Annotated in this window: 22 protein-coding genes; 21 read left to right on the top strand and 1 reads right to left on the bottom strand. The window is 44.2% G+C overall.

Going from position 1 to position 25,670, the window contains the following annotated elements; all coding sequences use genetic code 11:
* Positions 1-87: 87 nt before the first annotated feature.
* The 10 genes from KYJ26_RS16505 (at position 88) to KYJ26_RS16460 (ending at position 14,525) form a co-directional block, all read left to right on the top strand.
* Positions 88-4,437 (top strand): S8 family serine peptidase, encoded by a 4,350-nt coding sequence (locus tag KYJ26_RS16505; protein WP_219168462.1) that lies wholly within the window; start codon positions 88-90, stop codon positions 4,435-4,437.
* A 189-nt stretch (positions 4,438-4,626) separates the two neighbouring features.
* Entirely contained in the window at positions 4,627-6,423 is a 1,797-nt protein-coding gene (locus KYJ26_RS16500) for a methylmalonyl-CoA mutase family protein (RefSeq protein WP_219168461.1), read from the top strand.
* Positions 6,404-8,566 (top strand): methylmalonyl-CoA mutase, encoded by a 2,163-nt coding sequence (scpA, locus tag KYJ26_RS16495; RefSeq protein ID WP_219168460.1) that lies wholly within the window; start codon positions 6,404-6,406, stop codon positions 8,564-8,566. The genes KYJ26_RS16500 and scpA overlap by 20 nt, the downstream gene beginning before the upstream one ends.
* Positions 8,566-9,615, top strand: a complete 1,050-nt coding sequence (gene meaB, locus KYJ26_RS16490) for a methylmalonyl Co-A mutase-associated GTPase MeaB (RefSeq protein WP_219168459.1) — start codon at positions 8,566-8,568, stop codon at positions 9,613-9,615. The genes scpA and meaB overlap by 1 nt, the downstream gene beginning before the upstream one ends.
* A 105-nt stretch (positions 9,616-9,720) precedes the next feature.
* The gene (locus KYJ26_RS16485; protein WP_219168458.1) at positions 9,721-10,158 is read left to right on the top strand and encodes a BrxA/BrxB family bacilliredoxin; all 438 of its coding nucleotides are present in this window, start codon (positions 9,721-9,723) and stop codon (positions 10,156-10,158) included.
* A 541-nt stretch (positions 10,159-10,699) separates the two neighbouring features.
* The gene (locus KYJ26_RS16480; RefSeq protein WP_219168457.1) at positions 10,700-11,476 is read left to right on the top strand and encodes a transporter substrate-binding domain-containing protein; all 777 of its coding nucleotides are present in this window, start codon (positions 10,700-10,702) and stop codon (positions 11,474-11,476) included.
* Between the two features lie 76 nt (positions 11,477-11,552).
* Complete coding sequence (locus tag KYJ26_RS16475) at positions 11,553-12,209, top strand: amino acid ABC transporter permease (protein WP_219168456.1); 657 nt, start codon at positions 11,553-11,555, stop codon at positions 12,207-12,209.
* Positions 12,202-12,918 carry an amino acid ABC transporter ATP-binding protein gene (locus KYJ26_RS16470; protein WP_219168455.1) on the top strand — a complete coding sequence of 239 codons (717 nt, stop codon included), beginning with the start codon at positions 12,202-12,204 and terminating at the stop codon, positions 12,916-12,918. The genes KYJ26_RS16475 and KYJ26_RS16470 overlap by 8 nt, the downstream gene beginning before the upstream one ends.
* Positions 12,919-13,023: 105 nt before the next feature.
* Positions 13,024-14,001: an aromatic acid exporter family protein gene (locus KYJ26_RS16465; RefSeq protein ID WP_219168454.1), complete on the top strand. Its 978-nt coding sequence runs from the start codon at positions 13,024-13,026 to the stop codon at positions 13,999-14,001.
* A gap of 20 nt (positions 14,002-14,021) precedes the next feature.
* Positions 14,022-14,525: a L,D-transpeptidase gene (locus KYJ26_RS16460; RefSeq protein WP_219168453.1), complete on the top strand. Its 504-nt coding sequence runs from the start codon at positions 14,022-14,024 to the stop codon at positions 14,523-14,525.
* A 47-nt stretch (positions 14,526-14,572) separates the two neighbouring features.
* Here the strand turns inward: KYJ26_RS16460 and prli42 are convergent, their stop codons facing one another.
* Entirely contained in the window at positions 14,573-14,668 is a 96-nt protein-coding gene (gene prli42, locus KYJ26_RS16455) for a stressosome-associated protein Prli42 (RefSeq protein ID WP_171050731.1), read from the bottom strand.
* Between the two features lie 188 nt (positions 14,669-14,856).
* Here prli42 and mce point away from each other — a divergent pair, with 188 nt between their 5' ends.
* The 11 genes from mce (at position 14,857) to KYJ26_RS16400 (ending at position 25,653) form a co-directional block, all read left to right on the top strand.
* A complete protein-coding gene (mce, locus tag KYJ26_RS16450) occupies positions 14,857-15,270 on the top strand; it encodes a methylmalonyl-CoA epimerase (RefSeq protein WP_219168452.1) in 414 nt (137 codons plus the stop codon).
* Positions 15,271-15,275: 5 nt separating this feature from the next.
* Positions 15,276-16,823 carry an acyl-CoA carboxylase subunit beta gene (locus KYJ26_RS16445; RefSeq protein ID WP_219168451.1) on the top strand — a complete coding sequence of 516 codons (1,548 nt, stop codon included), beginning with the start codon at positions 15,276-15,278 and terminating at the stop codon, positions 16,821-16,823.
* Positions 16,824-16,897: 74 nt separating this feature from the next.
* Positions 16,898-18,022, top strand: a complete 1,125-nt coding sequence (locus tag KYJ26_RS16440) for a tripeptidase T (protein WP_219168450.1) — start codon at positions 16,898-16,900, stop codon at positions 18,020-18,022.
* A gap of 424 nt (positions 18,023-18,446) precedes the next feature.
* Complete coding sequence (locus KYJ26_RS16435; protein ID WP_219168449.1) at positions 18,447-18,917, top strand: chemotaxis protein CheW; 471 nt, start codon at positions 18,447-18,449, stop codon at positions 18,915-18,917.
* A 21-nt stretch (positions 18,918-18,938) separates the two neighbouring features.
* The gene (locus KYJ26_RS16430; protein WP_219168448.1) at positions 18,939-20,192 is read left to right on the top strand and encodes a DNA polymerase IV; all 1,254 of its coding nucleotides are present in this window, start codon (positions 18,939-18,941) and stop codon (positions 20,190-20,192) included.
* 150 nt (positions 20,193-20,342) lie between these two features.
* On the top strand, positions 20,343-21,749 hold the full coding sequence (gene gndA / locus KYJ26_RS16425; protein ID WP_219168447.1) for an NADP-dependent phosphogluconate dehydrogenase: 1,407 nt from the start codon (positions 20,343-20,345) through the stop codon (positions 21,747-21,749).
* A gap of 142 nt (positions 21,750-21,891) precedes the next feature.
* Complete coding sequence (locus KYJ26_RS16420) at positions 21,892-22,815, top strand: AAA family ATPase (RefSeq protein ID WP_219168446.1); 924 nt, start codon at positions 21,892-21,894, stop codon at positions 22,813-22,815.
* On the top strand, positions 22,812-23,912 hold the full coding sequence (locus KYJ26_RS16415; RefSeq protein WP_219168445.1) for a DUF58 domain-containing protein: 1,101 nt from the start codon (positions 22,812-22,814) through the stop codon (positions 23,910-23,912). The genes KYJ26_RS16420 and KYJ26_RS16415 overlap by 4 nt, the downstream gene beginning before the upstream one ends.
* Positions 23,913-23,942: 30 nt before the next feature.
* On the top strand, positions 23,943-24,614 hold the full coding sequence (locus tag KYJ26_RS16410; protein WP_219168444.1) for a hypothetical protein: 672 nt from the start codon (positions 23,943-23,945) through the stop codon (positions 24,612-24,614).
* A gap of 102 nt (positions 24,615-24,716) precedes the next feature.
* Complete coding sequence (locus KYJ26_RS16405; RefSeq protein ID WP_219168624.1) at positions 24,717-25,094, top strand: iron chaperone; 378 nt, start codon at positions 24,717-24,719, stop codon at positions 25,092-25,094.
* A gap of 193 nt (positions 25,095-25,287) precedes the next feature.
* Entirely contained in the window at positions 25,288-25,653 is a 366-nt protein-coding gene (locus KYJ26_RS16400) for a GNAT family N-acetyltransferase (RefSeq protein ID WP_219168443.1), read from the top strand.
* Positions 25,654-25,670: the final 17 nt, after the last annotated feature.

The raw sequence follows: 25,670 nt of genomic DNA, 5'->3' as shown, positions 1-25,670 counted from the left end.
GTTCAACACCTACAATTTTCCATAAAAGGTGTTCAAGGGAGGTGCTGGGTTTACAGAAGGAGCCAAAAATGATTGGGAGGGAATTTGATGTCAGGAAGAAAACGTAAGGCAAGATGGTTATCCATTGTACTCACCTTAGTCATGTTTGTCCCCTTGATGTTTCCATTTAATGCAGGGGCGGCGAATACCTCACAAGCATCTTTAGCGAAAGAAAGACCATCCACTTCAGTGAAAGAATCAGCAAAAGTAAACCCACAATCAAAGATCACGTCTCAACTACAGGAACAGTTCAAGAAAGAGAAGCATGTCACATACTTAGTGAAATTCAAGGATCAGGTGGATACTGAGTCAGTAGCGAAGAAGGCGACTGAAAAAGCGAAAAAGCAGAAACTATCTGCTAATAGTAAAAAACTATTAAAACGAAATATGGTCGTCTCTGAGCTTCGGGCAACCGCCCTTGAATCTCAAGCACAAGTGAAAGAATACTTACAGAAAGAGAAGAAGTCAGGTGCAGTGAAGGAAATCAAAGACTTTTACGTTGTGAACGGGATGGCCGTCACTAGTACAAAGAAAGTCATGGAAAAAATCTCAACCTTTGCTGAAGTAGAGAAAATTCTCCCGAATGAAACGAGACAAATTATCCAACCTGCGAAGGCAAAGGCTTCTTCTTCAGCAGTATTGGATAAAGAAGCTCCAAATACCCCTGCATCGATTGAGTGGAATATTGACCGGGTCGGTGCACCTGCGGTATGGGAAATGGGAATCAATGGAGCGGGAACGGTCATTGCTTCCATTGACACTGGAGTACAATGGGATCACCCGGCATTAAAAGAAAAATATAGAGGATATGATCCTCAAAATCCTGAATCTCCAGACCATGAATTCAACTGGTTTGATGCAACAGCAGGACAGGGTGCACCTTATGATGATCAAGGACATGGAACGCACACTGTCGGTACAATGGTCGGCTCTGAGCCTGATGGCAGCAATCAAATCGGTGTGGCACCGGGTGCCAAGTGGATCGCAGTCAAAGCGTTCACGGCAGATGGTGGAACAGACGTAGATTTACTGGAAGCAGGTGAATGGATTCTGGCACCGAAAGATGCTGAAGGAAATCCACATCCTGAAATGGCTCCGGATGTCGTCAACAACTCTTGGGGCGGTGGAGCAGGACTTGATGAATGGTACAGGGATATGGTGAGTGCGTGGAGAGCAGCTGAAATCTTCCCTGAATTCTCTGCAGGAAATACCACGTTATTTAATCCGGGAGGACCTGGATCGATCGCGAATCCGGCCAACTACCCTGAGTCATTCGCTACAGGTGCAACGGATATCAATGATCAATTGGGAAGCTTCTCCTTACAGGGACCTTCACCTTATGATGAAATTAAGCCTGAAATTGCAGCACCGGGTGTAAATATTCGTTCTTCCGTTCCAGGAGGCAATTATGAAGGCGGATGGAACGGAACATCGATGGCCGGGCCACATGTCTCCGCTGTAGCTGCCCTATTGCGTCAAGTGGATGCTAGCCTGACGGTCGAAGAGATTGAAGAAATCCTTATGTCGACCGCTGTCCCGTTAACTGACGGTACATTTCCTGAGTCACCGAATAACGGGTACGGACACGGCCTGGTCAATGCGTTTGATGCCGTTTCATCCGTGATGAGTGGGATTGGAAAAGTGAAAGGGCAGGTTTCAAAAGAAGGAGATGATACGGAAGCTCCTGTCATCTCTCATAATGCACCACAAGAAGCATTTAAAGAAATGAATCTGCCGTTAGAGGCAGAAGCAAGTGATAATGTAAGTGTGACGAGTGTAGCCCTGCATTATCAGAATCAAGATGGTGCCTGGGTGCAGGTTGATGCAGCAAGAACGTCAGGAAACTACACATCAGGAACGTATGAAGCAGTTATACCTGGGGAGGTCCTCACAGGAGATGGAGTCACGTATAAATGGTCGGCTTTGGATTTCGGTGGAAACGAAGTCGAGTCTGACACGTATACGGTTAATCTTCTGCCGGGAATCACAGTGGGGTATGAGCAGGACTTTGAATCCTCTGCAACCGGGTGGACTTCCTATGGTCCAGGAAACAGCTGGGAGCGTGGAGTTCCGGAGAGTGGTCCGGGAGTGGCTACTTCAGGGGAAAATGTTTATGCCACAAATCTTGGCGGTACGTATGACAACAGTGCGAACATGTCACTTCAATTGCCTCCGATCGATTTACCTGAAGGAGAGAGCTTCTTACAATTCAAACAGTGGCATGAGCTTGAACGGAACTATGATTATGGTCACGTATTCGTATCCATCGATGGAGAAGAGTGGACACAGGCACTAAGGGTCAATGGTGATACTGGAGGATGGATTGACGGAGAGGTAGATCTGAGTGAATATGCAGGTCAGCGCGTTTACGTTGCGTTCAATGTTACAACGGACGGAAGTGTTGTGAAGCAAGGCTGGTACCTGGATGATGTGAAATTGAGTACAGAATCCAATCTTCCTGCCAAGAAAATGAATCTTGGATTGAAATCGAAGGATGAGAAATCATCTTCTGTTTCGAAAAAGCCAAGTGTAAATCCTAATGAAATCACAGTGAAAAATGAAGTGAAGAAAGATGAACAGATGGATGGATCTGGTCCAGCCCCTGTACTACTTCCGTTACAAGCGGAAGTAAGCGTACTGGAAACAGGCCGTTCGGTTTATACGAATCCAGCCAATGGATCATACGAGATGACTCATGCAGCAGGTGAATTCACACTGCAGGCATCCACATACGGTTACAGGTCGGAAACGCAGAATGTTACGATTGAAGCCGATCAAACATCTACAGCCAACTTCACCCTTGAAGAAATCCCTCAAGGGAATATCACCGGAACAGTGACAAACGAAATGTCAGGAGAGCCGGTTGAGGGAGCGACGGTCTTCTTACTGGAAGATGCTGTTGTAGAGCCCGTTGTTACAAATGAAGATGGAGAATATGAACTAGAAGCTTACGAAGGGGATTACACCCTTAAAGTAGTAGCCCCTTACTATTACAGTAAGGAAATGAGCGTCATAGTTGAAGGTGGGGAAGCTACAACAGCTGATGTAAGCTTAGAACCATTCATCGGTTATCCTGGTGAAATTGGTTACGATGATGGTACTGCAGAAAATGCACGTGCATTCTATGATGCGGGCAACGGCTGGGCCGTAAAAATGTCTCTTGAAGAAGGAAATGACACCGCACTCGTAACGGGTGGACTATTCCGTTTCTGGGATACTGAATGGCCGGTACCGGGAGGAACTGAATTCCAGGTCGCCGTATATGATGCAACTGGACCGGACGGGGCACCAGGGAAGAAAATCGCTGGTCCGTTCGATGGAACCGCGTTGCGTAACGGAGAATGGACGCATGTAGATCTTAGTCAGCATGGTATCATGGTCGAAGGAGATTTCTATATGGTGTACATCCAATCTGCTCCAAATCCGAATGCACCTGGTCTTGGAACAGATGAAGATGGTGAGTATGCAGCGAGAAGCTGGCAGTTCGTCGGTGGCGCCTGGTCGCAAGCACCGGAAGACGAGGGGAATTACATGATTCGCGCAACCGTGAATTATGAAGTGACTGCACCGATCATCACATCCCCGAAAGATGGTTCATTTACGAATAAAGATTCCGTTACGGTTGAAGGGACTTCTGCCCCGACGACGACCGTTCATCTCTTTAATGGAGAGGAAGAGGTAGCGACAGCCGACACAGGTGAGAATGGAACATTCTCTGCCGACGTCTCTCTGCACGAAGGTGAGAATGTGTTAACCGCCAAGGCAGCGACGGAACAGGGAATGACGGGTCCATCGGATTCAGTGACCGTCATACTTGATCAGGTTAAACCTGAACTCGCCATCACTTCACCGGAAGATGGCATGAAAACAAATCGTGAAGCCCTAACAGTGGAAGGGACGATTGCAGAAGAAAATCTTGCTTGGGTGAAAGTGAATGGAGAGAAATCATCTGTCAATGACGGCAAGTTCAGTCATCGAATTCTCCTGAATGAAGGAGAAAATGTGATCCAGGTAGTAGCGAAAGATAAAGCAGGAAACAAAAAGAAACAAGTGGTAACGGTTTTCGCGAAATTTGGGGACATTGAGATTGAAAATCTTCTTCCTGCAGAAGATAAGGAACTGAAGAAGGGTGAATCCGTCAAGATCGAATTTGACAGTGAACCTGGGCTGGATGCGACATTTGTCATTCACATGCCTCTAACAAATGCAGGTCAAGTAACGAATGCAACTGAACTTCCGATGATGGAAACATCAGAAGGGCACTACGAAGGTTACTATACGGCCACTTCAAATGTGAAGGCCCCGGGAGCTGTGATTGAAGTGAAGATCTCCGATGATTTTGGAAATGTCACGACGGAGCGTGCAGAAGGTAAATTGTATATCAATACAAAGAAATAAGCATGATGGAAGAAGAGTTGGTATCGCCAGCTCTTCTTCTTTTTTGAGCGCATTCTCCAGAGAGATTGAAGAATGCTGATTTTTTTTATATACTAAAATAGTATTAGTATAAACATTTAGAAAATTTAGGGGATTTTTTTCAGGTTTAATGTAAACGATTTCAAAAATGCAGTGTGAAAGAGGGGTATTATGAAGCTTAGTGATATGAAAGGTCAATCATTCAGTCGTCGCACACTTACAGAGTGGCAGGAAGCTGCTGAAAAGGCGTTAAAGGGAAAAGGTGTACATTCTTTACATACGAACACTTATGAAAATATTGATCTTAAGCCGTTATATACAGAAGAGGATGTCCCCAATCGGGATAGAGTGAAGGATTATATTCCAAATGTTGAAGGTAAGTTGGAACGCGCTTCTAAGTGGTTTATCGCTCAGTCAATAAAAAGAGATTCATGGGAAGAACTGACAATAGCTGTGAAGGATGCATTATCACGGGGACAGAACTGTCTTTCATTTTCCATTGGGAATCTAAAACATGAAGAGCATTTCTATCCATTCTTGAAAGAAATGATAGGTTCCGATACTCCGGTCTTTATACTGGATCAAAAGACATCTTTAGCCATCGTTGGAATGGGAGAGGCACATGAACTAAAGGGGATGCATGGAATCGTTGGGTACGATCCCCTTTCAGAGGGAGAATGGTTAGATGAAGGTAGATTAGAAGAATGGATGAAGGTTGTGGAAGAAGCTGATAAGTGCCTTCCTGAAGTGAAGACCATAATCGTCAATTCTGCACCATTTCATAACAAAGGCGCAAGTGCCACCCAGGAGTTGGCCTTTGCACTGAGTGAGGGTGTCACTTATATTGAGACACTTCTAGAAAAAGGCTGGACTCTTGAGAAAGCAACTGAAAAAATGCATTTCCACTTTTCAATAGGCAGTCATTTCTTTATGGAAATTGCGAAAATCAGGGCATTTAAGAAATTGTGGCAAGAGGTCTTGTCTTCTTATGGGATAGCTCGGGACCTGACATCCCGTGCTATCACCATCAGTGCAGAAACGTCCCGATTTAATAAATCTACTTTAGATCCATATGTGAATATGCTTCGCAGTGGCGGAGAAGCTTTTTCTGCCATTCTCGCAGGGGTTGATTATTTGGTTGTTGCTCCATTCAATGAAGTGAGTGGGAATGTAAATTCATTCTCTGAAAGAATCGCAAGAAATACTCAACTCATCCTCGGAGAAGAAGCGCACCTGGATAAAGTCATCGATCCAGGAGGCGGCTCTTACTATGTGGAATGGCTATCAGAAGAGGTCGGCAAGCTAGCGTGGAAGGAATTTCAACAAATTGATGCAAAAGGGGGAATGCTTGTCTCCCTGAAAGATGGTTCTATTGAAAATCAAATGAATAGAGTGAGAGACGCCCGGATTCATGATTTAGCCACCCGAAAGAATTCAATGATCGGGACGAATATCTATGCCAACCTGGAAGAGGCCATGACGGATCCACCGTCCACTTCGGGAGAACGGCTGTCCCTTCCTTTTGAAGGATTGAGGAGTCGGACACAGAAGTCCCCAAGGAAACCGGTGGCTGGTCTGATTGGATTGGGAGAGTTGAAGACCCATAAGTCCCGTGCAGACTTTGTGAAAGGGTTTTTAGCCACGGGAGGCATTCATGCACATCAGAGTAAAGAGTGCATGTCAAAGGAAGATATCCTTCATTTTGTAGAAGAAACCCGGTATCCGTACTATGTAGTATGTGGGAAAGATGAAGCATATCATGATCAATTACCAATGATCGTTGAATCGATCCATGTAATAGATGCAGACATTGTGATAGACATAGCAGGAAAAATACCTGATGAAAAGAGAAATAAGTGGGAACGTATGGGATTGAACGGGTCCATCTATAATAAACAGAACATACTTAAAAAAGTGGATGAGCTTTTAACCATCTGGGAGGAGGGAAATGACAGTGAGGAAGCCTGATTGGCAACAAATCAACCCATATGCAAATGAAGGAGCGACGAGTAAGGTTTCCCCTTCGGACAAATCGTATGAGACGAATGAAAAAATCTCAATTAAACCACTTTATTCAAGGGAAGACACAAAAAATATTACTCATGGAGGGGATCTTCCTGGTCTTGCTCCATACACTAGGGGGCCGTACCCGACGATGTATGTGAACCGTCCTTGGACGGTCAGGCAGTATGCAGGGTTTTCTACGGCAGAAGAGAGCAATGCTTTTTATCGTAGAAATTTAAGCATGGGGCAAAAAGGTTTGTCTGTGGCGTTCGACCTGGCCACTCATCGCGGCTATGATTCTGATCATCCAAGGGTTGTAGGAGATGTAGGGAAAGCGGGGGTAGCCATTGATTCGATATTAGATATGAAGATTCTGTTTGACGGCATCCCCCTTGATCAAATGTCTGTGTCCATGACGATGAACGGTGCGGTGCTTCCGATCCTTGCGTTTTATATCGTAACGGCGGAAGAACAGGGAGTTTCACAGGATAAACTGTCCGGTACTATTCAAAATGATATATTGAAAGAATACATGGTAAGGAACACATACATTTATCCACCTGAAACGTCCATGAAAATCATTGCTGATATTTTTGAATACACATCGAAACATATGCCAAAGTTCAATAGCATCAGTATTTCAGGGTATCACATGCAGGAGGCGGGTGCACCAGCCGATATTGAGCTTGCATATACTCTGGCGGATGGACTTGAATACGTCCGGACCGGCTTGAAAGCGGGAATTGATATCGATTCCTTCGCTCCAAGACTCTCATTTTTCTGGGCAATCGGCATGAACTATTTCATGGAAGTGGCCAAAATGAGGGCGGCACGGAGAATTTGGGCAAAGATGATGAAGACATTCAATCCTCAGAATCCTAAATCGATGGCGCTAAGGACCCACTCCCAAACATCCGGGTGGAGTTTAACGGAGCAGGATCCTTATAATAACGTCGTTCGTACATTACTTGAGGCACATGCAGCAGCCATGGGTCATACGCAATCCCTTCACACCAATGCACTCGACGAAGCGATTGCCCTGCCGACGGATTTTTCGGCAAGAATCGCCCGTAATACACAGCTGTTTCTTCAAGAAGAGACCGGTATTACGAAAGTGATCGATCCATGGGCAGGTTCACATTATGTAGAGACCCTGACTCATCAGCTGATGGAAAAAGCGTGGGAGCATATTGAAGAAATCGAAGAGCTTGGCGGCATGACGAAGGCCATCGAGACCGGATTACCGAAGATGCGAATTGAAGAAGCGGCTGCAAGAAGACAAGCGATGATCGATTCAGGGGATGAGTCCATCATCGGGGTGAATAAATATCGCCTTGAGAAGGAAGATCCGATTGAAACGCTTGACATCGATAATACGGTTGTTAGGCAAAAGCAGGTTGACCGGATTCAAAAGCTGAAAGATGAGCGAAATGAAGAGAAAGTCATTGAAACTCTTGAAGCATTGTCTCATGCCGCAGAGACAGGAGAAGGAAATCTTCTCGAAAAAGCCGTTGAAGCTGCAAGGGCAAGAGCTACATTAGGAGAAATCTCTGATGCAATCGAAAAAGTATCAGGAAGACATAAAGCAACGATCCGGAGCATTAGCGGGGTGTACAGCTCGAATTTCTCGAATGAACAGGAAATCAACATCGTGAAAGAGATGACGGAAGAATTTCTGGACAACGAAGGAAGAAGACCCCGAATCCTTATCGCCAAGATGGGACAGGATGGTCATGACAGGGGGGCGAAAGTCATCAGCACGGCATTTGCCGACCTTGGATTCGATGTGGATATCGGACCATTGTTCCAGACCCCTGAAGAAACAGCTCTGCAGGCGGTTGAAAACGATGTGCATGTCATAGGTGTAAGCTCGTTGGCTGCCGGTCATAAAACACTTCTTCCTCAATTAGTAGCGGAACTGAAGAAACTCGGCAGGGAAGATATCCTTGTCGTCATCGGTGGCGTGATCCCGGCAAAGGACTATGACTTCCTTTTAAGCAATGGGGCATCTGCCGTCTTCGGTCCTGGCACGATCATTCCGGTCGCTGCACAGAAGGTGATCAAAGAAATTTATGAAGTGCTCGGATATGAGGAAGTGGCTGAATAATGACAGAGCATCAGTCTGGTCGAAAGAAGCGGTTTGTGAAAAGGAAGAAGGATCCCGTTTCAGTAACAGAATTGAAAACCGGAATCCTGAATGGGGACAGGAGCCATTTAGCGAAGGCCATCACGTTGATCGAGAGCAATGCGGAAGAGCATTATGCAGTGGGACAGGAACTTTTGCAGGAGTTACTACCTCATACGGGTAAAAGTTTTCGGATCGGCATAACAGGTGTCCCGGGAGCAGGGAAAAGTACATTCATCGAACAATTCGGGGAGATGTTATGTAACGAAGGGTTACGTGTCGCCGTCCTTGCCATCGACCCAAGCTCCTCCATTTCCGGTGGAAGCATATTGGGGGATAAAACCAGAATGGAGCAGCTCTCGAAGAACCCCCGTGCCTTTGTCAGGCCATCCCCTACTGCAGGTACCTTAGGGGGGGTTCATCGCAAGACCAATGAAACCCTCCTCTTATGTGAAGCTGCAGGATACGATTTTATCATTATTGAAACCGTGGGAGTCGGGCAAAGTGAAGTGATGGTAAGGCAAATGGTGGATTTCTTCTTATTACTTGTCATTACCGGTGCCGGTGATGAGCTTCAAGGAATGAAAAAAGGAATCATGGAGCTTGCTGACGCGCTGCTAGTTAATAAAGCCGACGGGGAAAATAAACCTCTCGCCGAAAAAACGAAGAGGGAACTCAATCAGATCCTTCACTTCCTCATTCCTGCAACAAGAGGTTGGAGTTCAAAGGCCTATACTTGTTCAGCGTTGAAAAATGAAGGATTGATCGAGCTTTGGGAAGTCATCCGTCAATTTGAAGAGCAGACAAAAGAACAGGGTGTGTTCGAAGAAAGAAGGCTTGGTCAAAGACAGGAATGGTTCCATACCATGCTGAAAGAAAGAATTCTGTCAGACTTCTTCTTTCAAAAAAGCATCAAGTCCTCACTCCCCGACATGGAAGAACGGGTGAAAACGGGGGATTACACAACTTCACAAGCCGTGGAAGTGTTGTTGAAACAATACAAAGCTGGCATAATCCATATGAATAGTTAATTTTAATTGAAAGATATGGTTTGAAATTGTTATGATAAGGGTAAATCAAATCCCTTCGTTTTTAGTGGAATGATGATTAAGATAGCGATAAAAGGAGAGTTTAGCATGGATATAGATTTCAATTTATTAATGAACGACGTAGTCCGTCAGGCCCGTCAGGAAATCGAAACGGCAGGATATACGCAACTGACAACAGAAGAAGACGTGGATCAAGCATTTTCAAAGGAAGGTACAACCCTCGTGATGATCAACTCCGTTTGTGGTTGTGCAGGTGGAATCGCCCGTCCGGCAGCTGCCCATTCCATTCACTTTGATAAGAGACCGGATCAATTGGTAACGGTTTTTGCAGGTCAGGATAAAGAAGCGACTGCGAAAGCACGCAGTTACTTTACAGGTTACCCGCCTTCCTCACCGTCTTTCGCCCTGCTTAAAGACGGAAAGCTGTTAACGATGGTCGAAAGACACGAGATTGAAGGGCATGATCCAATGTCCGTTGTGAATAAACTTCAATCCTATTTCGATCAGTATTGTGAAGAAGTATAAGGAAGTTGAAAAAGCCCGTCAGGTTTCTCGCAGGTAATGTGAGAAGCTTGACGGGTTTTTTATTTTGGGAAAGGGGATTGAATACGATTTCCTTTTTTTACTGAAAAACGCAATTCTTTATGAAAATGACGCAATTACCATCAAAAACCAATATCTGAAGGTATATGAAAGCAGGATCTGGCCACTTGAGATTCCAGATAGGTGTATCCTCAACAACATGTCCATTATAAGTGCCTCTCCCTTATCCAATCCATACACTTTTTCTCTCAATGAAGGGTGAAACGTCAACTAAATCTACAAAAATCTTCCCCCACACTCAATTCTCCCGATAATGCATAGAATTTGAATATTATCCATCCCTTTAGAATTCATCTACTATGTAAAATGTTGGTAGTATCATCTTTAATTTTCAGAAAATATAAACATTTATTTATGATTATAAATACTATTGCATAAAAATTAATCTCTGATACAATACGAATATAGTAATTAATATACATTATATATTATATTTATACAAAACATCCAAGGGGGAATCACAATGAAAAAGCTATTATTTCTAGTATCATTTTTAATTCTATCTACTACTCTAGCAGCATGCGGTTCAGGGGGAGAGAAGGCTGCATCAGGTGAATCGGATAAACTGATCATGGGGACGTCGGCTGACTATAAACCGTTTGAATACGTAGATACCGCCAATAGCGATAAAATCATCGGATACGATATTGATCTAGCCAATATGCTCGCAGATGAAATGGGTTATGAAATTGAAATCAAGGATATGGAATTCAGCGGATTAATTTCAGCCTTGAAAACAGGCCAAGTGGATTTCGTACTCTCTGCCATGACTCCAACGCCCGAGCGACAAAAGAACGTTGACTTCAGTGACGTTTACTATACGGCGAAGGATATGATCATCTCCACCCAAAATAGCGGAATACAAAGTGAAAAAGATCTTGACGGCAAAACAGTTGGCGTTCAGCTTGGCTCCATCCAACAGGATGCTGCAGAGGAGCTTTCTAAAAAGATCAAGTTGAAAGTCGATACACGTGACCGCATTCCCGAATTGATCCAGGATCTGCAAAACGGACGGTTTGACGCGATCATCATTGAAAATACGGTAGCAAATGGCTATCTGGACAAGAACGATGAGCTTCAAGGAAATACAATGAATGTAAGTGAAGAAGAGGCCGGTTCGGCTGTTGCACTTCCAAAGGACAGCGAGCTTACAAGTGAATTCAATGATGCATTGAAGAAGCTTAAAGACGAGGGAGAATTGGATAAATTGGCTGAAAAATGGTTTAACGGAGAACAGTAGATTGATTTAGGGCTAACCTCTAATCCGGTTAGCCCTTCCTTATTAAAAGCACAACACATATTTGGAGGAGATTTTCATGCCGCTAGATTTTGAACAATTGATTCCTTCCATTCCTTTTATTCTGGAAGGATTGAAGGTCACGCTTAAGATTGTCGCGTTATCAGGGGTACTTGGGTTTACGTTCGGTATCCTTCTTGCCCTATGCAAAATAAGTTCAATCAAGCCCTTAACACTGCTTGCCGACCTTTATACGTCCATCTTCAGGGGGACACCTCTCGTTCTTCAGCTGATGATCATTTTTTATGGTTCGCCCCAGCTGTTCGGGACACAAATTGAACCATACTCAGCTGCAATCCTGGCGTTTTCACTGAATTCGGCTGCTTATATATCAGAAATCATCCGAGCTGGGATCAATGCAGTGGATAAAGGGCAAAAGGAAGCTGCAATGGCTCTTGGAGTCCCTTATCGTTTAATGATGAAAGATGTGATCTTGCCGCAGGCGATCAAGAATATCCTGCCTGCGTTGATGAACGAATTCATCACCCTTACTAAAGAATCCGCCATCGTCACCGTCATCGGTGCAGCAGATGTAATGAGACGTTCTTATATGGTGGGAAGTGACTTATACTCCTTCTTTGAACCGTTATTATTCGCTGGGCTGATCTACTATGTGCTTGTCATGATTTTGACTCTACTCGGGAAAGTGCTGGAAGGGAGACTTCGTAATGATTAATGGAGAAAACATTACTAAATCGTTTGGAAAACTGAAAGTACTTAAAGGGATTGACTTCTCGGTTGAAAAAGGGGAAGTCGTTGCGTTGATCGGTCCCTCCGGTTCTGGGAAATCCACCTTATTGCGATGCCTGAATCATTTAGAAGAGCCTACTTCAGGATCGATATACTTTGAAGAAGCCCTCGTAAAGGGAAAAAACATTAACAAAGTCAGACAGGACGTCGGGATGGTATTTCAGCATTTTCACCTCTTTCCTCATATGACCGTTTTGGAAAATGTCATATACGCTCCAGTGAAAGTGAAAGGCTTGAACAAAGCAGAAGCGAAGAAACTGGGGACGGACCTCTTGATAAAAGTTGGTTTGAAAGAAAAAAGCGACGAATATCCGAACCGTTTATCGGGTGGGCAGAAGCAGCGTGTTGCGATTGCCAGGGCACTTGCCATGGAGCCAAAGGTCATGTTATTTGACGAACCGACGTCTGCCCTTGATCCTGAAATGGTGAAAGAGGTTCTCGATGTCATGAAATCTCTTGCAGAAACCGGTATGACGATGATCATTGTCACACATGAAATGGGTTTTGCAAGAGAAGTGGCTGACAGGATCCTGTTCATGGATGATGGAAAGATCATCGAAGAAGGAGAGCCCCATGACTTTTTCTCCAACCCAAGAAGTGAAAGGGGAAAAGAATTCCTTGAAAAAATATTGTAGGCGAGAAGGATTAACGGTATCCGTCGTTAATCCTTCTTTTTATGTTCAAACGTGTTTATGGTATTCTAAAGAAGCTAAAAAATGAAGTAGTTAGGAGAAAGATGAATGTTTCGAATCGGATATCGGACACTTAAGACAGGAATCGGCACCGCGGCAGCCATCAGCATCGCCCAGTGGTTCCACCTGGATAACTTCGTTTCAGCAGGGATATTGACGATCCTGTGCATTCAAAATACGAAGAAAAAATCGGTGAACGCCTCATGGAGCCGCTTTTTGGCTTGCGTCATAGCAATGGTTTTTTCTGCCGGATTTTTTGAACTCTTTGCGTATCACCCGGCGGTCATCGGTTTGCTGCTCCTCGTGTTCATTCCTATTACGGTCCAACTGAACATAAAAGAGGGGATTGTCACAAGTTCCGTCATCATCCTTCATGTTTACTCAGCGGGACACGTCACCCTTGGGTTGTTTGAAAATGAATTGGGAATCATCGTGATCGGGATCGGGATTGCCCTCCTGATGAACCTGTATATGCCAAGCGTTGACAAACAGATGATCGATTATCAGGAGAAAATCGAAGCAAACTTCTATAAGATTTTTTGCGAAATGATCAATTACTTAAAGACTAATGACAGCGATTGGGACGGTAAAGAAATCACGGAAACGGAGAAATTGCTTAATGAGGCGAAGACGATTGCCTTCAAAGATGTGGAAAACCACTTTCTAAGAGATGAGAACTTATACTATTTATACTTTAAAATGAGGGAGAAGCAATTTGAAATCCTCCAGCGTATCCTGCCAATTGCCACATCCATATCGTTAACGGTGGAGCAGGGACATCGAATTGCGGAATTCCTGGAAGAACTGAGCGATCATATTCATCCTGGTAACACGGCTCTCTTTTACTTGAAAAAACTGTACGATATGAAAGTCGAATTCGAGCAGATGGAATTACCCAAAACGAGGGAAGAGTTCGAAACACGGGCCGCCCTTTATCAGTTTGTTCAGGAGATGGAGCAGTACCTCCTCCTGAAAAGCTCGTTTAAAGGAATAAAAAAGCATGAAAGTGAAGCAAACTACACCTAAAATATGAAAAAGGTGATAGGATGCGATTACTACTTGCCATCATTTTGTTTGCTTCTCCCATCTGGCCCTTGGGGAGAAACCCGATACCCGGTGATCCGTTTGTCATCGTGAACAAGGAAAACAACCAATTGGCATTCATATCAGACGGTGAGATCCAGGGCACCTTCCCAGTAGCTACTGGGAAGAACACTGAGCTTACTCCTGAAGGCTTATTCAATGTCACGGTCAAAGCGAAAAATCCGTATTATCGTAAAAAGAACATTCCCGGAGGTGATCCAAGAAACCCTCTCGGATCAAGATGGATTGGCTTTGACGCCGAAGGGACGGACGGTAGGATATATGGGATACACGGGACGAATCAGCCCTCGAGTATAGGAAAGTATATTTCCAACGGCTGCATCCGGATGCACAATAACAATGTTGAATATCTGTTCGATAAAGTCCCCATTGGCACCAGGGTACTCGTCGTCAAAACAAAGAGAAGCTTTGAACAGCTTGGAAAAGAATATGGGGCATTAAGATAAAGAAGGATCTGCTTTTCGACTAGTCGAAAAGCAGATCCTTTTATTTTCTATAATAAGAATGTCAGCCCTGCCATGATCGTCGATGCAATCATCGCAAACAGCATGACTAATACTACGATCTTTTGAACTTTTTTATTACCCATTGTATCGCTCCATTCTCCCACATATGCATGAGATAATTTTCAACTTTATTTTATCGTGAATGGTGATAGAAGACAACCACCGGTTTAAAAGAAAGCGCTTTAATTATTCGCCGAAATAGGAGGAAATCCGACAGCATGTATGGAATACTATAAGGGTGGAGCATGCAAACAACAGGGGGATGATAGGGATGAAAAAGGTAGATCATATCGGAATAGCAGTATCATCAATAGACAATGTTCTCGCATTTTACGAAGGTACTCTAGGTCTTACACTACTCAAGATTGAAGAAGTGGGGAATCAAGGTGTAAAGGTAGCATTCCTGGATTGCGGGAATCTCAAGCTTGAGTTACTGGAGCCACTACATAAAGAAAGTCCGATTGCGTCTTTCATTGAAAAAAAGGGAGAAGGAATCCATCATATAGCCTTTGGGGTCGAAGGGATCCAGGAACGAATCGAGGAACTTCAAACCAAAGGGGTACGAATGATCAATGATACTCCGAAGCCGGGTGCGGGCGGGGCTTCCGTAGCTTTTTTGCATCCGAAATCGGCACACGGTGTGTTATATGAACTCTGTGATAAAACTAACATCAAAGGGGAGTAACAGGAATGGATATTTATGAAAAAATTAACGAATTATACGATCGCAGAAGAGAAGTCGAGCTTGGCGGCGGCGATAAAAAAATAGACAAACAGCATGAGAAAGGAAAGTTGACAGCAAGGGAACGAATTGATCTGTTAGTCGATCCGGGAAGCTTTGTGGAACTGAACCCATTCATCGAACACAGGTGCTCAGACTTTGGACTGGACGGGATGCAGGGTCCCGGAGACGGGGTCGTGACAGGATATGGAAAAGTGAACGGTAAGCCGATTTACTTATTCTCACAGGATTTCACTGTGTTCGGAGGGGCATTGGGAGAGATGCACGCAAAGAAGATTTCCCATGTGATGGATCTTGCTGTCAAAAATGGTGCTCCCTTCATCGGATTGAATGACTCAGGAGGAGCAAGGATCCAGGAAGGGGTCGTCTCCCTGGATGGCTATGGACATATCTTCTACCGGAACGCCGTCTATTCTGGGGTGATTCCACAAATATCCGTCATCATGGGGCCTTGTGCCGGTGGTGCGGTCTATTCTCCTGCCATCACTGATTTCGTCTTCATGGTGGATGATACAAGTCAAATGTTCATCACCGGTCCTAAAGTCATCGAAACCGTGACAGGTGAAAAAATCAGCTCAGAAGATCTTGGTGGAGCAAAGGTTCATAACTCCATAAGCGGCAATGCCCACTTCAGGGGAAAGACCGAGGAAGAAGTGCTACAGGAGGTTCGAAGACTGTTAACTTATTTACCTCAAAATAATGAAGAAAAGCCTCCTCGCTTAGAAGTGAACGAAGAAGAAGATTACCGTGCCAACTTAACAGATCTTATCCCTTTCGATGCCATCCGTCCGTACGACGTCCGAACGGTCATCAATGAAATCGTCGACGAAGGAAGCTTCATGGAGGTTCAAAAAGAATTTGCGAAGAACATCGTAGTTGGATTAGCACGCATTAAAGGTGAAGTCGTCGGCCTCGTGTGCAACCAGCCGAAATTCATGGCAGGGGGGCTGGATATCGATTCTTCTGACAAAGCGGCCCGTTTCATCAGGTTCTGTGATTCCTTTAATATTCCGTTGATCACATTCGAGGATGTGACAGGATTCTTCCCTGGTATCAAGCAGGAACATGGAGGAATCATCCGTCACGGTGCTAAAATCCTTTATGCTTATTCTGAAGCGACGGTTCCGAAGATGACAGTCATTCTAAGAAAAGCCTATGGGGGAGCTTATGTGGCACTCAACAGTAAATCGATCGGTGCCGATTTAGTATTTGCATGGCCGAATGCCGAAATCGCCGTCATGGGACCTCAAGGGGCAGCGAATATCATCTTCGCCAGGGAAATCGCAGGCAGTGAAAACCCCGAAGAGCTCCGTGAACAAAAAATTGAGGAATACCGCGAAAAATTTGCAAATCCTTATGTGGCAGCCTCACGTGGAATGGTCGATGACGTCATCGACCCACGGGAAACCCGTATCAAATTGATCCAGGGGCTTGAGATGATGAGAAACAAGCGGGAAGAACGGCCTAAGAAAAAGCACGGCAATATCCCGCTGTAAGTGGTACCATTTGTTGTCCTTGACTATTCACGCTATACTATAGGAGTGAATACATATTTGTGGAGGTCTACTAAATGATTAATCAAGAGCGTTTATTAAATGAATTCCTGGAATTGGTTCAGATCGATTCCGAAACGAAAGAAGAAGCGGAAATCGCAAAAGTATTAACTAAGAAATTCTCTGATCTTGGAGTAGAAGTATTCGAAGATGACACGATGGGGGAAACGGGACATGGTGCCGGAAACCTGATCTGTACGTTGAAGGGGAATAAGGAAGGTGTCGATACCATTTACTTTACTTCTCATATGGATACTGTTGTTCCTGCAAAAGGGGTTAAGCCTACTCTTAAAGAAGATGGCTATATCTATTCTGACGGAACAACCATACTCGGTGCCGATGACAAAGCAGGTCTTGCCACGATGCTTGAGTCAGTACGTGTTCTCAAGGAAAATAATATTTCCCACGGAGACATTCAATTCATCATCACTGTAGGGGAAGAATCTGGTCTTGTTGGAGCGAAAGCGCTTGATTCATCCCTGGTTAAAGCAAAATATGGTTTTGCCCTTGATAGTGATGGGAAAGTAGGAAACATCATCGTGGCTGCCCCGACACAGGCTAAAGTAAAAGCGACGATTTACGGGAAAACCGCCCATGCAGGCGTTGCGCCTGAAAAAGGCGTATCTGCCATCACAATTGCAGCGAAAGCCATTTCAAAAATGCCTCTTGGCCGCATCGATGAAGAGACGACTGCGAACATCGGCCGTTTTGAAGGCGGAAAAGCAACGAATATCGTATGCGAGCAAGCGGATATCTTAGCAGAAGCCCGTTCACTTGTCCCTGAGAAAATGGAGGCACAAGTGGAAAAAATGAAAACAGCCTTCACATCTGTTGCCGAAGAAATGGGCGGAAAAGCCGAAGTGGAAGTACAAGTGATGTATCCTGGCTTCAAGTTCAAAGACGGTGACGAAGTAGTGGAAGTGGCGAAGCGTGCTGCAAAGAAAATCGGTCGCCCTAGCGAACTTTTAACAAGCGGTGGCGGAAGTGACGCCAACGTCATTGCAGGATTTGGGGTGCCAACCGTTAACCTTGCAGTTGGATACGAAGAAATCCATACCAAGAGTGAAAGAATGCCTGTAGAAGAACTAAACAAGCTTTCTGAAATGGTAGTAGCCATCATCCAGGAAGTCGCTGGGGAATAGAAAAGCGGAGGCGGCTTGTTCAGGCCCGACAAGCATAAGATGAATCGACCGGAAAGGCGCTCTTTGCCTTTTTGGTCGATTTAGCTTATGACCTCGAGGGCCTAGCCGGTGTAGCTGGACAAAGAAAAGCGGAGGGGCTTTGAAAAGAGGCGACAAGCATAAGGTGAACCTACCGGAAAGGCGTTCTTTGCCTTTTTGGTCGATTTAGCTTATGACCTCGAGGGCCTAGCCGGCGTAGCTGGACAAAGAAAAGCGGAGCGGCTTGTTTCAGGCCTGACAAGCATAATACATTCAAATGTCCACGAACAACAGGGTGCCCCTTCGTTCGTGGACATTTTCTTCTTTTAAACCAGCACCGATCCTTTCTAAATTATGGTACATTAGTAGTATACATATCTATAGTTTGAGAGGGGACGTTAGTAAGATGCCGAAAGTAGTTGTATTTCATGCTGGAAAAGAAGAATATGCTCTGCCTATTGAAAACGTACTGTCGATAGAGAAGGTGGAAGAAATAAGGCCCATTCCTCATTTACCCCAGTTTGTCATGGGGATTATTAAGGTAAGGGAAGAAATGATACCGGTTTTGGATTTAGGGAACATCCTTTATGGCACATCTGCGGCCACCGAAACAGGAATGTTTCTATTAGTCGTTCAAACTAAAACGCTGCAGATCGGTTTGGTTGTAAAGGAAGCGAAGGAGATTCTTGAAGTGTCTGATGAATCCATCACCAACGTTGGGTTACTGGCCTATTCGAAGACCAACTATTTTTCTGGTATCATTAATCTTGAAGATAAGATGATAACCCAGATCGATGCGGACGTTTTAGTAGAAAGCCTAGAAAGCATTAAAGTAATTAAGGATTATGTGAACGATCAAAAAGCGCATCAAAAATAGACAAAGAAAGCCGCGATTGAAATGAATCCACACTACCCGAAAAATGGACGAGTGATCCTTCATGTTGATATGAATAGTTTCTATGCATCTGTAGAAATGGCTTACGATCCGACCTTGAGGGGTAAGCCGTTGGCTATAGCAGGTAACCCGGAAGAAAGGAGAGGCATCATCGTGACATGCAGTTATGAAGCGAGAAGCTTTGGCGTTAAAACAACGATGCCTCTCTGGGAAGCCAAAAAACTGTGTCCGAAGCTGATTATCATGACCCCGAACTTCGACCGCTACCGTGCAGCCTCCAAAGGAATATTTGATATTCTGAGACAGTACTCTGAATTGGTTGAACCGGTCTCCATCGATGAAGGGTACGTCGATATCACGGACTCCTTTGAAAAAGGGACCCCGCTACAAATTGCCTCAGACATTCAGGCTCAGATCAAAGGGCAATTGGATCTGCCTTGCAGCATAGGGGTGGCCCCCAATAAATTTCTTGCTAAAACGGCTTCAGATATGAAAAAACCGATGGGAATCACCGTTTTACGCAAACGTGATATCCCTGATAAGCTTTGGCCGCTTCCAGTTATCGAAATGCACGGGATCGGTCAGAAGACCGCCGAGAAGCTGAATTCAATTGGCATCCATACGTGCGGAGATCTAGCTCATGCCAATGATATCCAGTTAAAATCCCTGCTTGGGATCAATGGAATACGACTGAAGGAACGTGCCAGCGGGATAGACAGAAGAAATGTCGACCCAGAATCCATTTATGATTATAAGAGCGTGGGAAATTCCACAACGCTGCCAAAGGATACGACAAATCAGCATGAGCTTCTGACAGTGGTAGAGAAATTATGCGGGAAGGTATCCTCGCGCCTTCATCAAAAAGACGTGTTGGGAACAACTATTCAGTTGATGATCCGTGATAAATTCAGGAAAACCATCACTAGAAGCAAAAAGGTGGAAAATCCGATTTATAAAACAGAAGACCTTTATCATCATGCGAAAGACCTGTTTTTAAAGCATTGGAACGGAGACCCTGTTAGGCTTTTAGGTGTGACTGCCCAGGATGTCGTGGAGAAGAGTGAAGCAACGGAGCAGCTGGACTTGTTTTCTTATAAAAAGGTCGCCGAAAAGGAACCTCTTTACAATGTCTTATCAAAGCTACAGGACAAGTTCGGAAAAAACTCCATCTCTCAAGGGGTTAAAGGGAAGAATAAGAAGAAATCCTTTGATCCGAAACAGGACACTAGCTTTAACAAAGATTTTTTAAGGGAGTGACGGGGTATCTTATTATAGAAGACAGACTCCTCAAACGGATTATTTGCATGTGTTCACCATTCTTGTTAGATTGAAATAGACTTTAGTCATTCATTTGATGAAATAATGAAAGTGTTTAATCATAATTCTATAGATGAAAGGACGTTGACTATGCCTCAGGAAATTGGTGTTATCGGCTTAGCAGTAATGGGGAAAAATTTAGCATGGAACATTGAAAGCAGAGGATATCCTGTGTCTGTATACAATCGTTCCCGTGAAAAAACGGACGAAATGATGAATGAATCGAAAGGCAAGAATGTCGTTCCTACATATACGATTGAGGAATTTGTCAATTCTCTGGAAAAACCTCGTAAGATTATGTTGATGGTGAAAGCGGGAAATCCGACAGATGCGACAATCGAACAATTAAAGCCTTTCCTTGAAAAAGGGGACATCCTCATCGATGGAGGGAATACGTTCTTCGAAGATACTCGTCGACGTAATCAGGAATTAAGCGAACTAGGCATTCATTTCATCGGTACAGGTGTATCCGGAGGGGAAGAAGGTGCTCTTACCGGTCCATCCATCATGCCTGGGGGACAGAAGGAAGCATATGATCTTGTCGCTCCTATCCTGAAAGATATCGCAGCGAAGGTAGACGGAGATCCATGTACCACGTACATCGGTCCCGATGGAGCAGGTCACTATGTGAAAATGGTGCACAATGGCATCGAGTACGGAGATATGCAACTGATTGCAGAGTCATACTTCCTGATGAAGAATGTCCTGGGTTTAAGTGCCGACGAACTGCATGAAGTGTTTGCTGACTGGAATAAAGGAGAGCTTGACAGCTATCTGATCGAGATCACTGCAGATATCTTTACGAAAAAAGACGAAGAAACCGGAAAGCCGATGGTGGACGTCATCCTTGATAAAGCTGGTCAAAAAGGGACAGGTAAATGGACAAGCCAAAGTGCTTTAGATCTTGGCGTTTCGTTGCCGATCATTACGGAGTCTGTCTTCGCCCGTTTCATCTCTGCCATTAAAGATGAGCGTGTGAAAGCGAGCAAAATGCTGAAAGGTCCCGACGCGAAACCGTTTGAAGGCGATAAACAAGCATTGGTAGAATCAATCCGCAAAGCCCTCTACATGAGTAAGATTTGTTCGTATGCTCAAGGATTTGCCCAAATGCGTTCTGCTTCTGATGAGTACAATTGGGATCTTCAGTACGGTGATATTGCTATGATCTTCCGCGGAGGCTGCATTATCCGTGCACAGTTCCTTCAAAAGATCAAAGAAGCGTATGACCGTGAATCCAATTTGACAAACCTTTTACTAGATTCTTACTTTAAAGAAATCGTTGAAAGTTACCAATACGCACTTCGTGAAGTCATCAGTGTAGCCGTTCAAAATGGCGTACCGGTACCAGGCTTCTCAAGCGCCCTTTCGTATTTCGACAGCTACCGGACTGAAACGCTTCCTGCGAACCTGATCCAGGCTCAAAGGGATTACTTCGGTGCACACACCTATGAACGTGTAGATAAAGAAGGCATTTTCCATACCGAGTGGATGAAATAATAGAGTACAATGGCCCTTTTCCTGTTTGATGGGAAAGGGGCTTTTTTTGTGTGTGGAATCTACTTAATTTTCAAAAATATCACATTCTCATGAAACAGAATATGTTACCATAATATTACATATGTAAAATGGGGGTGGCGAGATGCTACAAAGTATGAAAGAGAATATAGCCAAAGTCATGATTGATAAAGAGAAAGAAATCGAGTTAATGATCATTGCTCTATTGAGTGACGGTCACATATTACTGGAAGATGTCCCTGGAACGGGGAAGACCACAATGGCGAAGTGCTTTTCAAAAAGCATAGACGGGTCGTTCAATCGTCTCCAGTTTACTCCTGATACCCTGCCGTCGGACATCGTGGGACAGGAATACTTCGACGTGAAAACGAGCGACTTCAAAGTTCGAAAAGGCCCTGTATTCAATAATGTTCTCCTCATCGATGAAATCAATCGTGCGGTTCCAAGGACTCAGTCCGCGCTACTTGAACTGATGGAAGAGAAGCATGTCACGCTTGGTGGGACGACGTATCATTTGCCCAAGCCCTTTTGTGTCATCGCTACACAAAATCCATATGACTCCATTGGCACCTTCCCATTACCGGATGCGCAGCTCGACCGCTTTCTCCTCACCATCAGGCAGGGGTACCCTACGCCAGAAAAAGAAAAAATGATGTTAAGGAGATTCCGTTCTTCCAATCCCCTTGAAATCATCGAGAGTGTCATCTCCATTGATGAGATTCTCCAGTTAAAGCAGAGTGTAAAAGATGTTCTGGTCTCTGAAGCAATAGAGGATTATATGATGGGCATCGTCCAAAAGACGAGACTGCATCAATATGTGGACGTAGGGGTGAGTCCCCGTGGATCCCTTGCCTATATGAGGGCGATCCAGTCAAGGGCTTTCCTGTATGGAAGAGATTTCAGCACCCCGGAGGATGTGAAGGAACTGGCGCTGCCTCTATTGGCTCACAGAATCTCCTTGAATGTGGAAGGTGAAGTGAAGACATCCAAAGAAGCGATCATACACGAAATCCTTGACCTTGTTCCAGTTCCGGTCGAAACACCATGACTTTTCATAAGGAGCCACCTTTTATTTTCGCACCGCTTGTATTGGTCTTGAATGGGATTCTAATCATCATCAGCAGCTTCGCTGGTTATGACTTCCTGGTATTTCTTTTCTTTTTGATTTACGCGCTCGCCTTATTCTCAAGAAGTTACTTGAACGTACAGCACGAAAAAATCTCTTGGAGTGTAAAAAAGTATCATGACGCAACAAGCATCGACGAAACCATCACCTGTTACATCGAGTTAAGGAATGATTCAGTCTTCCCTATGTATCGCCTCAAAATGAACATAGAGACCTGGAGTGACCGTGAACTTGTGTTTATAGACGGAGAGGGTGAGAACAGCATTTACTCAGTGACCATGGATTTACCGCCTAAATCACAAATGACAATCCCCATAACAATGAAAGGTAAAAGCAGGGGGATTCATACTTGGAGTAATCTTGAGTTAGCACTTCGAGATCCATTGTCCCTGCAAACAGATCGTGTGGAGTACGGGGACACAGGGCTCCCGTCATTCAAGATCCTTCCCCGTATAGGGAAGATCGCTGATATGAAGCTTAAATCCATGCTTCAGGGATATAAACAGACCAATTATTCCTTGTTCCTTGATGAGACGAGCATCATAGGGACGAAAGATTATGAGAATGAGAGCTTCAGACATATCCACTGGCTGGCGACCGCCAAGGAGAGCAAGCTTCTTGCAAAGAAATATCAGAAGGTCCACGGGGATGTCTATTCCATTTTCCTCAATATGGTCGGAGCTGGCCACTTCCATCTCAGAAAGGATATGGAGGAACTGATCGAATACACCGTGTCAGTTTGCCTGTATTTGATTAAAGAGGGCTGCAAGGTTGAACTGTGGGTGAATTACACGACAGAACATCATGAGATCATGCGCCTAAAGAATGATCTTGACCGCACCCGACTAAGGAAGTTGATCGAAACGCTTGCTCTCATCAACCCAAATGGGAGATTCCTTTCAACAGAACGCTTCTATCAACTGTCACTCAAGGCTAAAGACAATAAGTCACTCGGATTGATCATCGGAACTCCGCCTGAGCCAACGAGGCGTGATGAGCTTTTGCACATCAAAATGTGAATGAGTGGTGCAGAAGGGGGAAGTTTTCATTTGAGAAAAGCAGGAATCATCACGTTGTTTATTCTGATCTGTACAGGTACGAGCCTTGCATTGATGGAAGTTCTTGATGAAACGACTGATAAGATTAAGGGATTTTATTTCGTAGAGAACACCGATGGAGAGAGTCATATGAGTCTAGACCCAGGGAAAGAAGGCAGGACGATTTCTGACGAGCGCCTTGATGAGCCTGTCGCTGTGGAGGAGCCTTTACCCTGGTTTATGGATCCTTTTTCCGGTGAAGATGGAAGCAGTGGTAAAGGATTTCTTGGTGTAGCTAAGAAATACGGTTTCTTCGTGGTCTTAACGGCAGCTTGCCTCATCTGGTACCTTCGCCGAAAGAAAAAGAATAAGAAAAAAGAAGAAATTCCAGAAACATCAAACACCCCCTATACCTTTAAACCTAATCAATCAGGACTTGTAGAGGGGCAGTCCATTATCCTCACAGAGGAGCAGTTGAACGAAATTCGTCAGATGATGAAAGACTGGGAGGCTCATTTAAGCATCTTAAATAGAAAAAAGAACCACGAAACCATCCAAGAGTGGTTCAAGAGGATAAAAGGACCAACAGAGGTCATACCACTTTATGAAAAAGTTCGCTACGGTGGGAAATCATTCACCAATAAAGAATTGCAGCTATTTAAGGAATTTTTAGATAGCCTTTAAAAATCCGTTGGTGAGATAGCATCAACGGATTTCTTACGATAAAATGAATGAAGTATTCCTCGGTTTTAGAACATACTTATTGTTTGGAAAGGAGACTTTATGATGGAAGGGTTCACGACCGTTGATGAATATATTTCACAATTCCCGGAAGACGTCCAGGAACGCTTGCAATCCTTAAGAGAAGTAATTAGAGAGACAGTCCCTGATGCACAGGAGAAGATCAGCTATCAAATGCCTACCTTCGCCCTGCATGGAAATCTGGTGCACTTTGCGGCTTATCAAAATCACATCGGATTCTACCCTACTCCCAGTGGAATCAATGCGTTTAAAGATAGGATGACGGAGTATAAGACCTCAAAAGCGACTGTGCAATTTCCTTTAGATAAGCCCATGCCCTATGAATTGATTCAGGAGATTTTAAAATTCAGGGTGGCTGAGAATGAAAAGAAATCGGAAAATAAAACAAAAAAACAAAAATAGCTCAATCATCTATTTAACTGAATTGATCCTTTTATGTTCCGGATGATCTGTTTAACAAAAAAACTAGACCAATTACGACGATTATGGTCCATAGAGGAGAAGATAGAGTGCTTTTTACATTTGAATCAATCAATATGTTCTATTTAAAAGAAATCGACTCGTGGAATTATGAGGGATACATAGAAGAATATCTATGACGGCCTATTTTGACTCATTCAATAAAACGGGGAGGTTGATAGGTCCAGGTGGTTGCGAAGGGTTTGCAGCCATATTGGATAATGACACGGCTGGATTATTCGAGTTCAATTCAGATGGAAGCACTTTGGAGATTGGGTTAGCTTTAAAACCTTCATTCATAGGTAAAGGATTAGGAGCAACATTTGTGCGGGATGGGATAGAGTTCGGCGTCCAATATTATCACTGTAAACATGACGTCGTAAAATTAGTGGTAAACGCACAAAATAAAGCGGCCATTCATGTTTATGAAAAAGTGGGATTTACAAAAATTGAACAAACTGAAAATGATATTGAAATGAGACTGGTTTTGAAAGAAAGATGATTTATTTAAAGCACCCT

The sequence above is a fragment of the Rossellomorea orangium genome (genome assembly GCF_019334305.1).
Lineage (GTDB): Bacteria > Bacillota > Bacilli > Bacillales > Bacillaceae_B > Rossellomorea.
Note: the sequence above shows the minus strand (reverse complement) of the source record. Positions and strands in the feature narration are given on the sequence as shown.

What these genes read in the sequence shown, in the direction of transcription:
- KYJ26_RS16505 (WP_219168462.1), top strand. Translation starts at nt 88, where the DNA reads ATGTCAGGAAGAAAACGTAAGGCAAGATGGTTATCCATTGTACTCACC.
- KYJ26_RS16500 (WP_219168461.1), top strand. Translation starts at nt 4,627, where the DNA reads ATGAAGCTTAGTGATATGAAAGGTCAATCATTCAGTCGTCGCACACTT.
- scpA (WP_219168460.1), top strand. Translation starts at nt 6,404, where the DNA reads ATGACAGTGAGGAAGCCTGATTGGCAACAAATCAACCCATATGCAAAT.
- meaB (WP_219168459.1), top strand. Translation starts at nt 8,566, where the DNA reads ATGACAGAGCATCAGTCTGGTCGAAAGAAGCGGTTTGTGAAAAGGAAG.
- KYJ26_RS16485 (WP_219168458.1), top strand. Translation starts at nt 9,721, where the DNA reads ATGGATATAGATTTCAATTTATTAATGAACGACGTAGTCCGTCAGGCC.
- KYJ26_RS16480 (WP_219168457.1), top strand. Translation starts at nt 10,700, where the DNA reads ATGAAAAAGCTATTATTTCTAGTATCATTTTTAATTCTATCTACTACT.
- KYJ26_RS16475 (WP_219168456.1), top strand. Translation starts at nt 11,553, where the DNA reads ATGCCGCTAGATTTTGAACAATTGATTCCTTCCATTCCTTTTATTCTG.
- KYJ26_RS16470 (WP_219168455.1), top strand. Translation starts at nt 12,202, where the DNA reads ATGATTAATGGAGAAAACATTACTAAATCGTTTGGAAAACTGAAAGTA.
- KYJ26_RS16465 (WP_219168454.1), top strand. Translation starts at nt 13,024, where the DNA reads ATGTTTCGAATCGGATATCGGACACTTAAGACAGGAATCGGCACCGCG.
- KYJ26_RS16460 (WP_219168453.1), top strand. Translation starts at nt 14,022, where the DNA reads ATGCGATTACTACTTGCCATCATTTTGTTTGCTTCTCCCATCTGGCCC.
- prli42 (WP_171050731.1), bottom strand. Translation starts at nt 14,668, where the DNA reads ATGGGTAATAAAAAAGTTCAAAAGATCGTAGTATTAGTCATGCTGTTT.
- mce (WP_219168452.1), top strand. Translation starts at nt 14,857, where the DNA reads ATGAAAAAGGTAGATCATATCGGAATAGCAGTATCATCAATAGACAAT.
- KYJ26_RS16445 (WP_219168451.1), top strand. Translation starts at nt 15,276, where the DNA reads ATGGATATTTATGAAAAAATTAACGAATTATACGATCGCAGAAGAGAA.
- KYJ26_RS16440 (WP_219168450.1), top strand. Translation starts at nt 16,898, where the DNA reads ATGATTAATCAAGAGCGTTTATTAAATGAATTCCTGGAATTGGTTCAG.
- KYJ26_RS16435 (WP_219168449.1), top strand. Translation starts at nt 18,447, where the DNA reads ATGCCGAAAGTAGTTGTATTTCATGCTGGAAAAGAAGAATATGCTCTG.
- KYJ26_RS16430 (WP_219168448.1), top strand. Translation starts at nt 18,939, where the DNA reads ATGAATCCACACTACCCGAAAAATGGACGAGTGATCCTTCATGTTGAT.
- gndA (WP_219168447.1), top strand. Translation starts at nt 20,343, where the DNA reads ATGCCTCAGGAAATTGGTGTTATCGGCTTAGCAGTAATGGGGAAAAAT.
- KYJ26_RS16420 (WP_219168446.1), top strand. Translation starts at nt 21,892, where the DNA reads ATGCTACAAAGTATGAAAGAGAATATAGCCAAAGTCATGATTGATAAA.
- KYJ26_RS16415 (WP_219168445.1), top strand. Translation starts at nt 22,812, where the DNA reads ATGACTTTTCATAAGGAGCCACCTTTTATTTTCGCACCGCTTGTATTG.
- KYJ26_RS16405 (WP_219168624.1), top strand. Translation starts at nt 24,717, where the DNA reads ATGGAAGGGTTCACGACCGTTGATGAATATATTTCACAATTCCCGGAA.
- KYJ26_RS16400 (WP_219168443.1), top strand. Translation starts at nt 25,288, where the DNA reads ATGACGGCCTATTTTGACTCATTCAATAAAACGGGGAGGTTGATAGGT.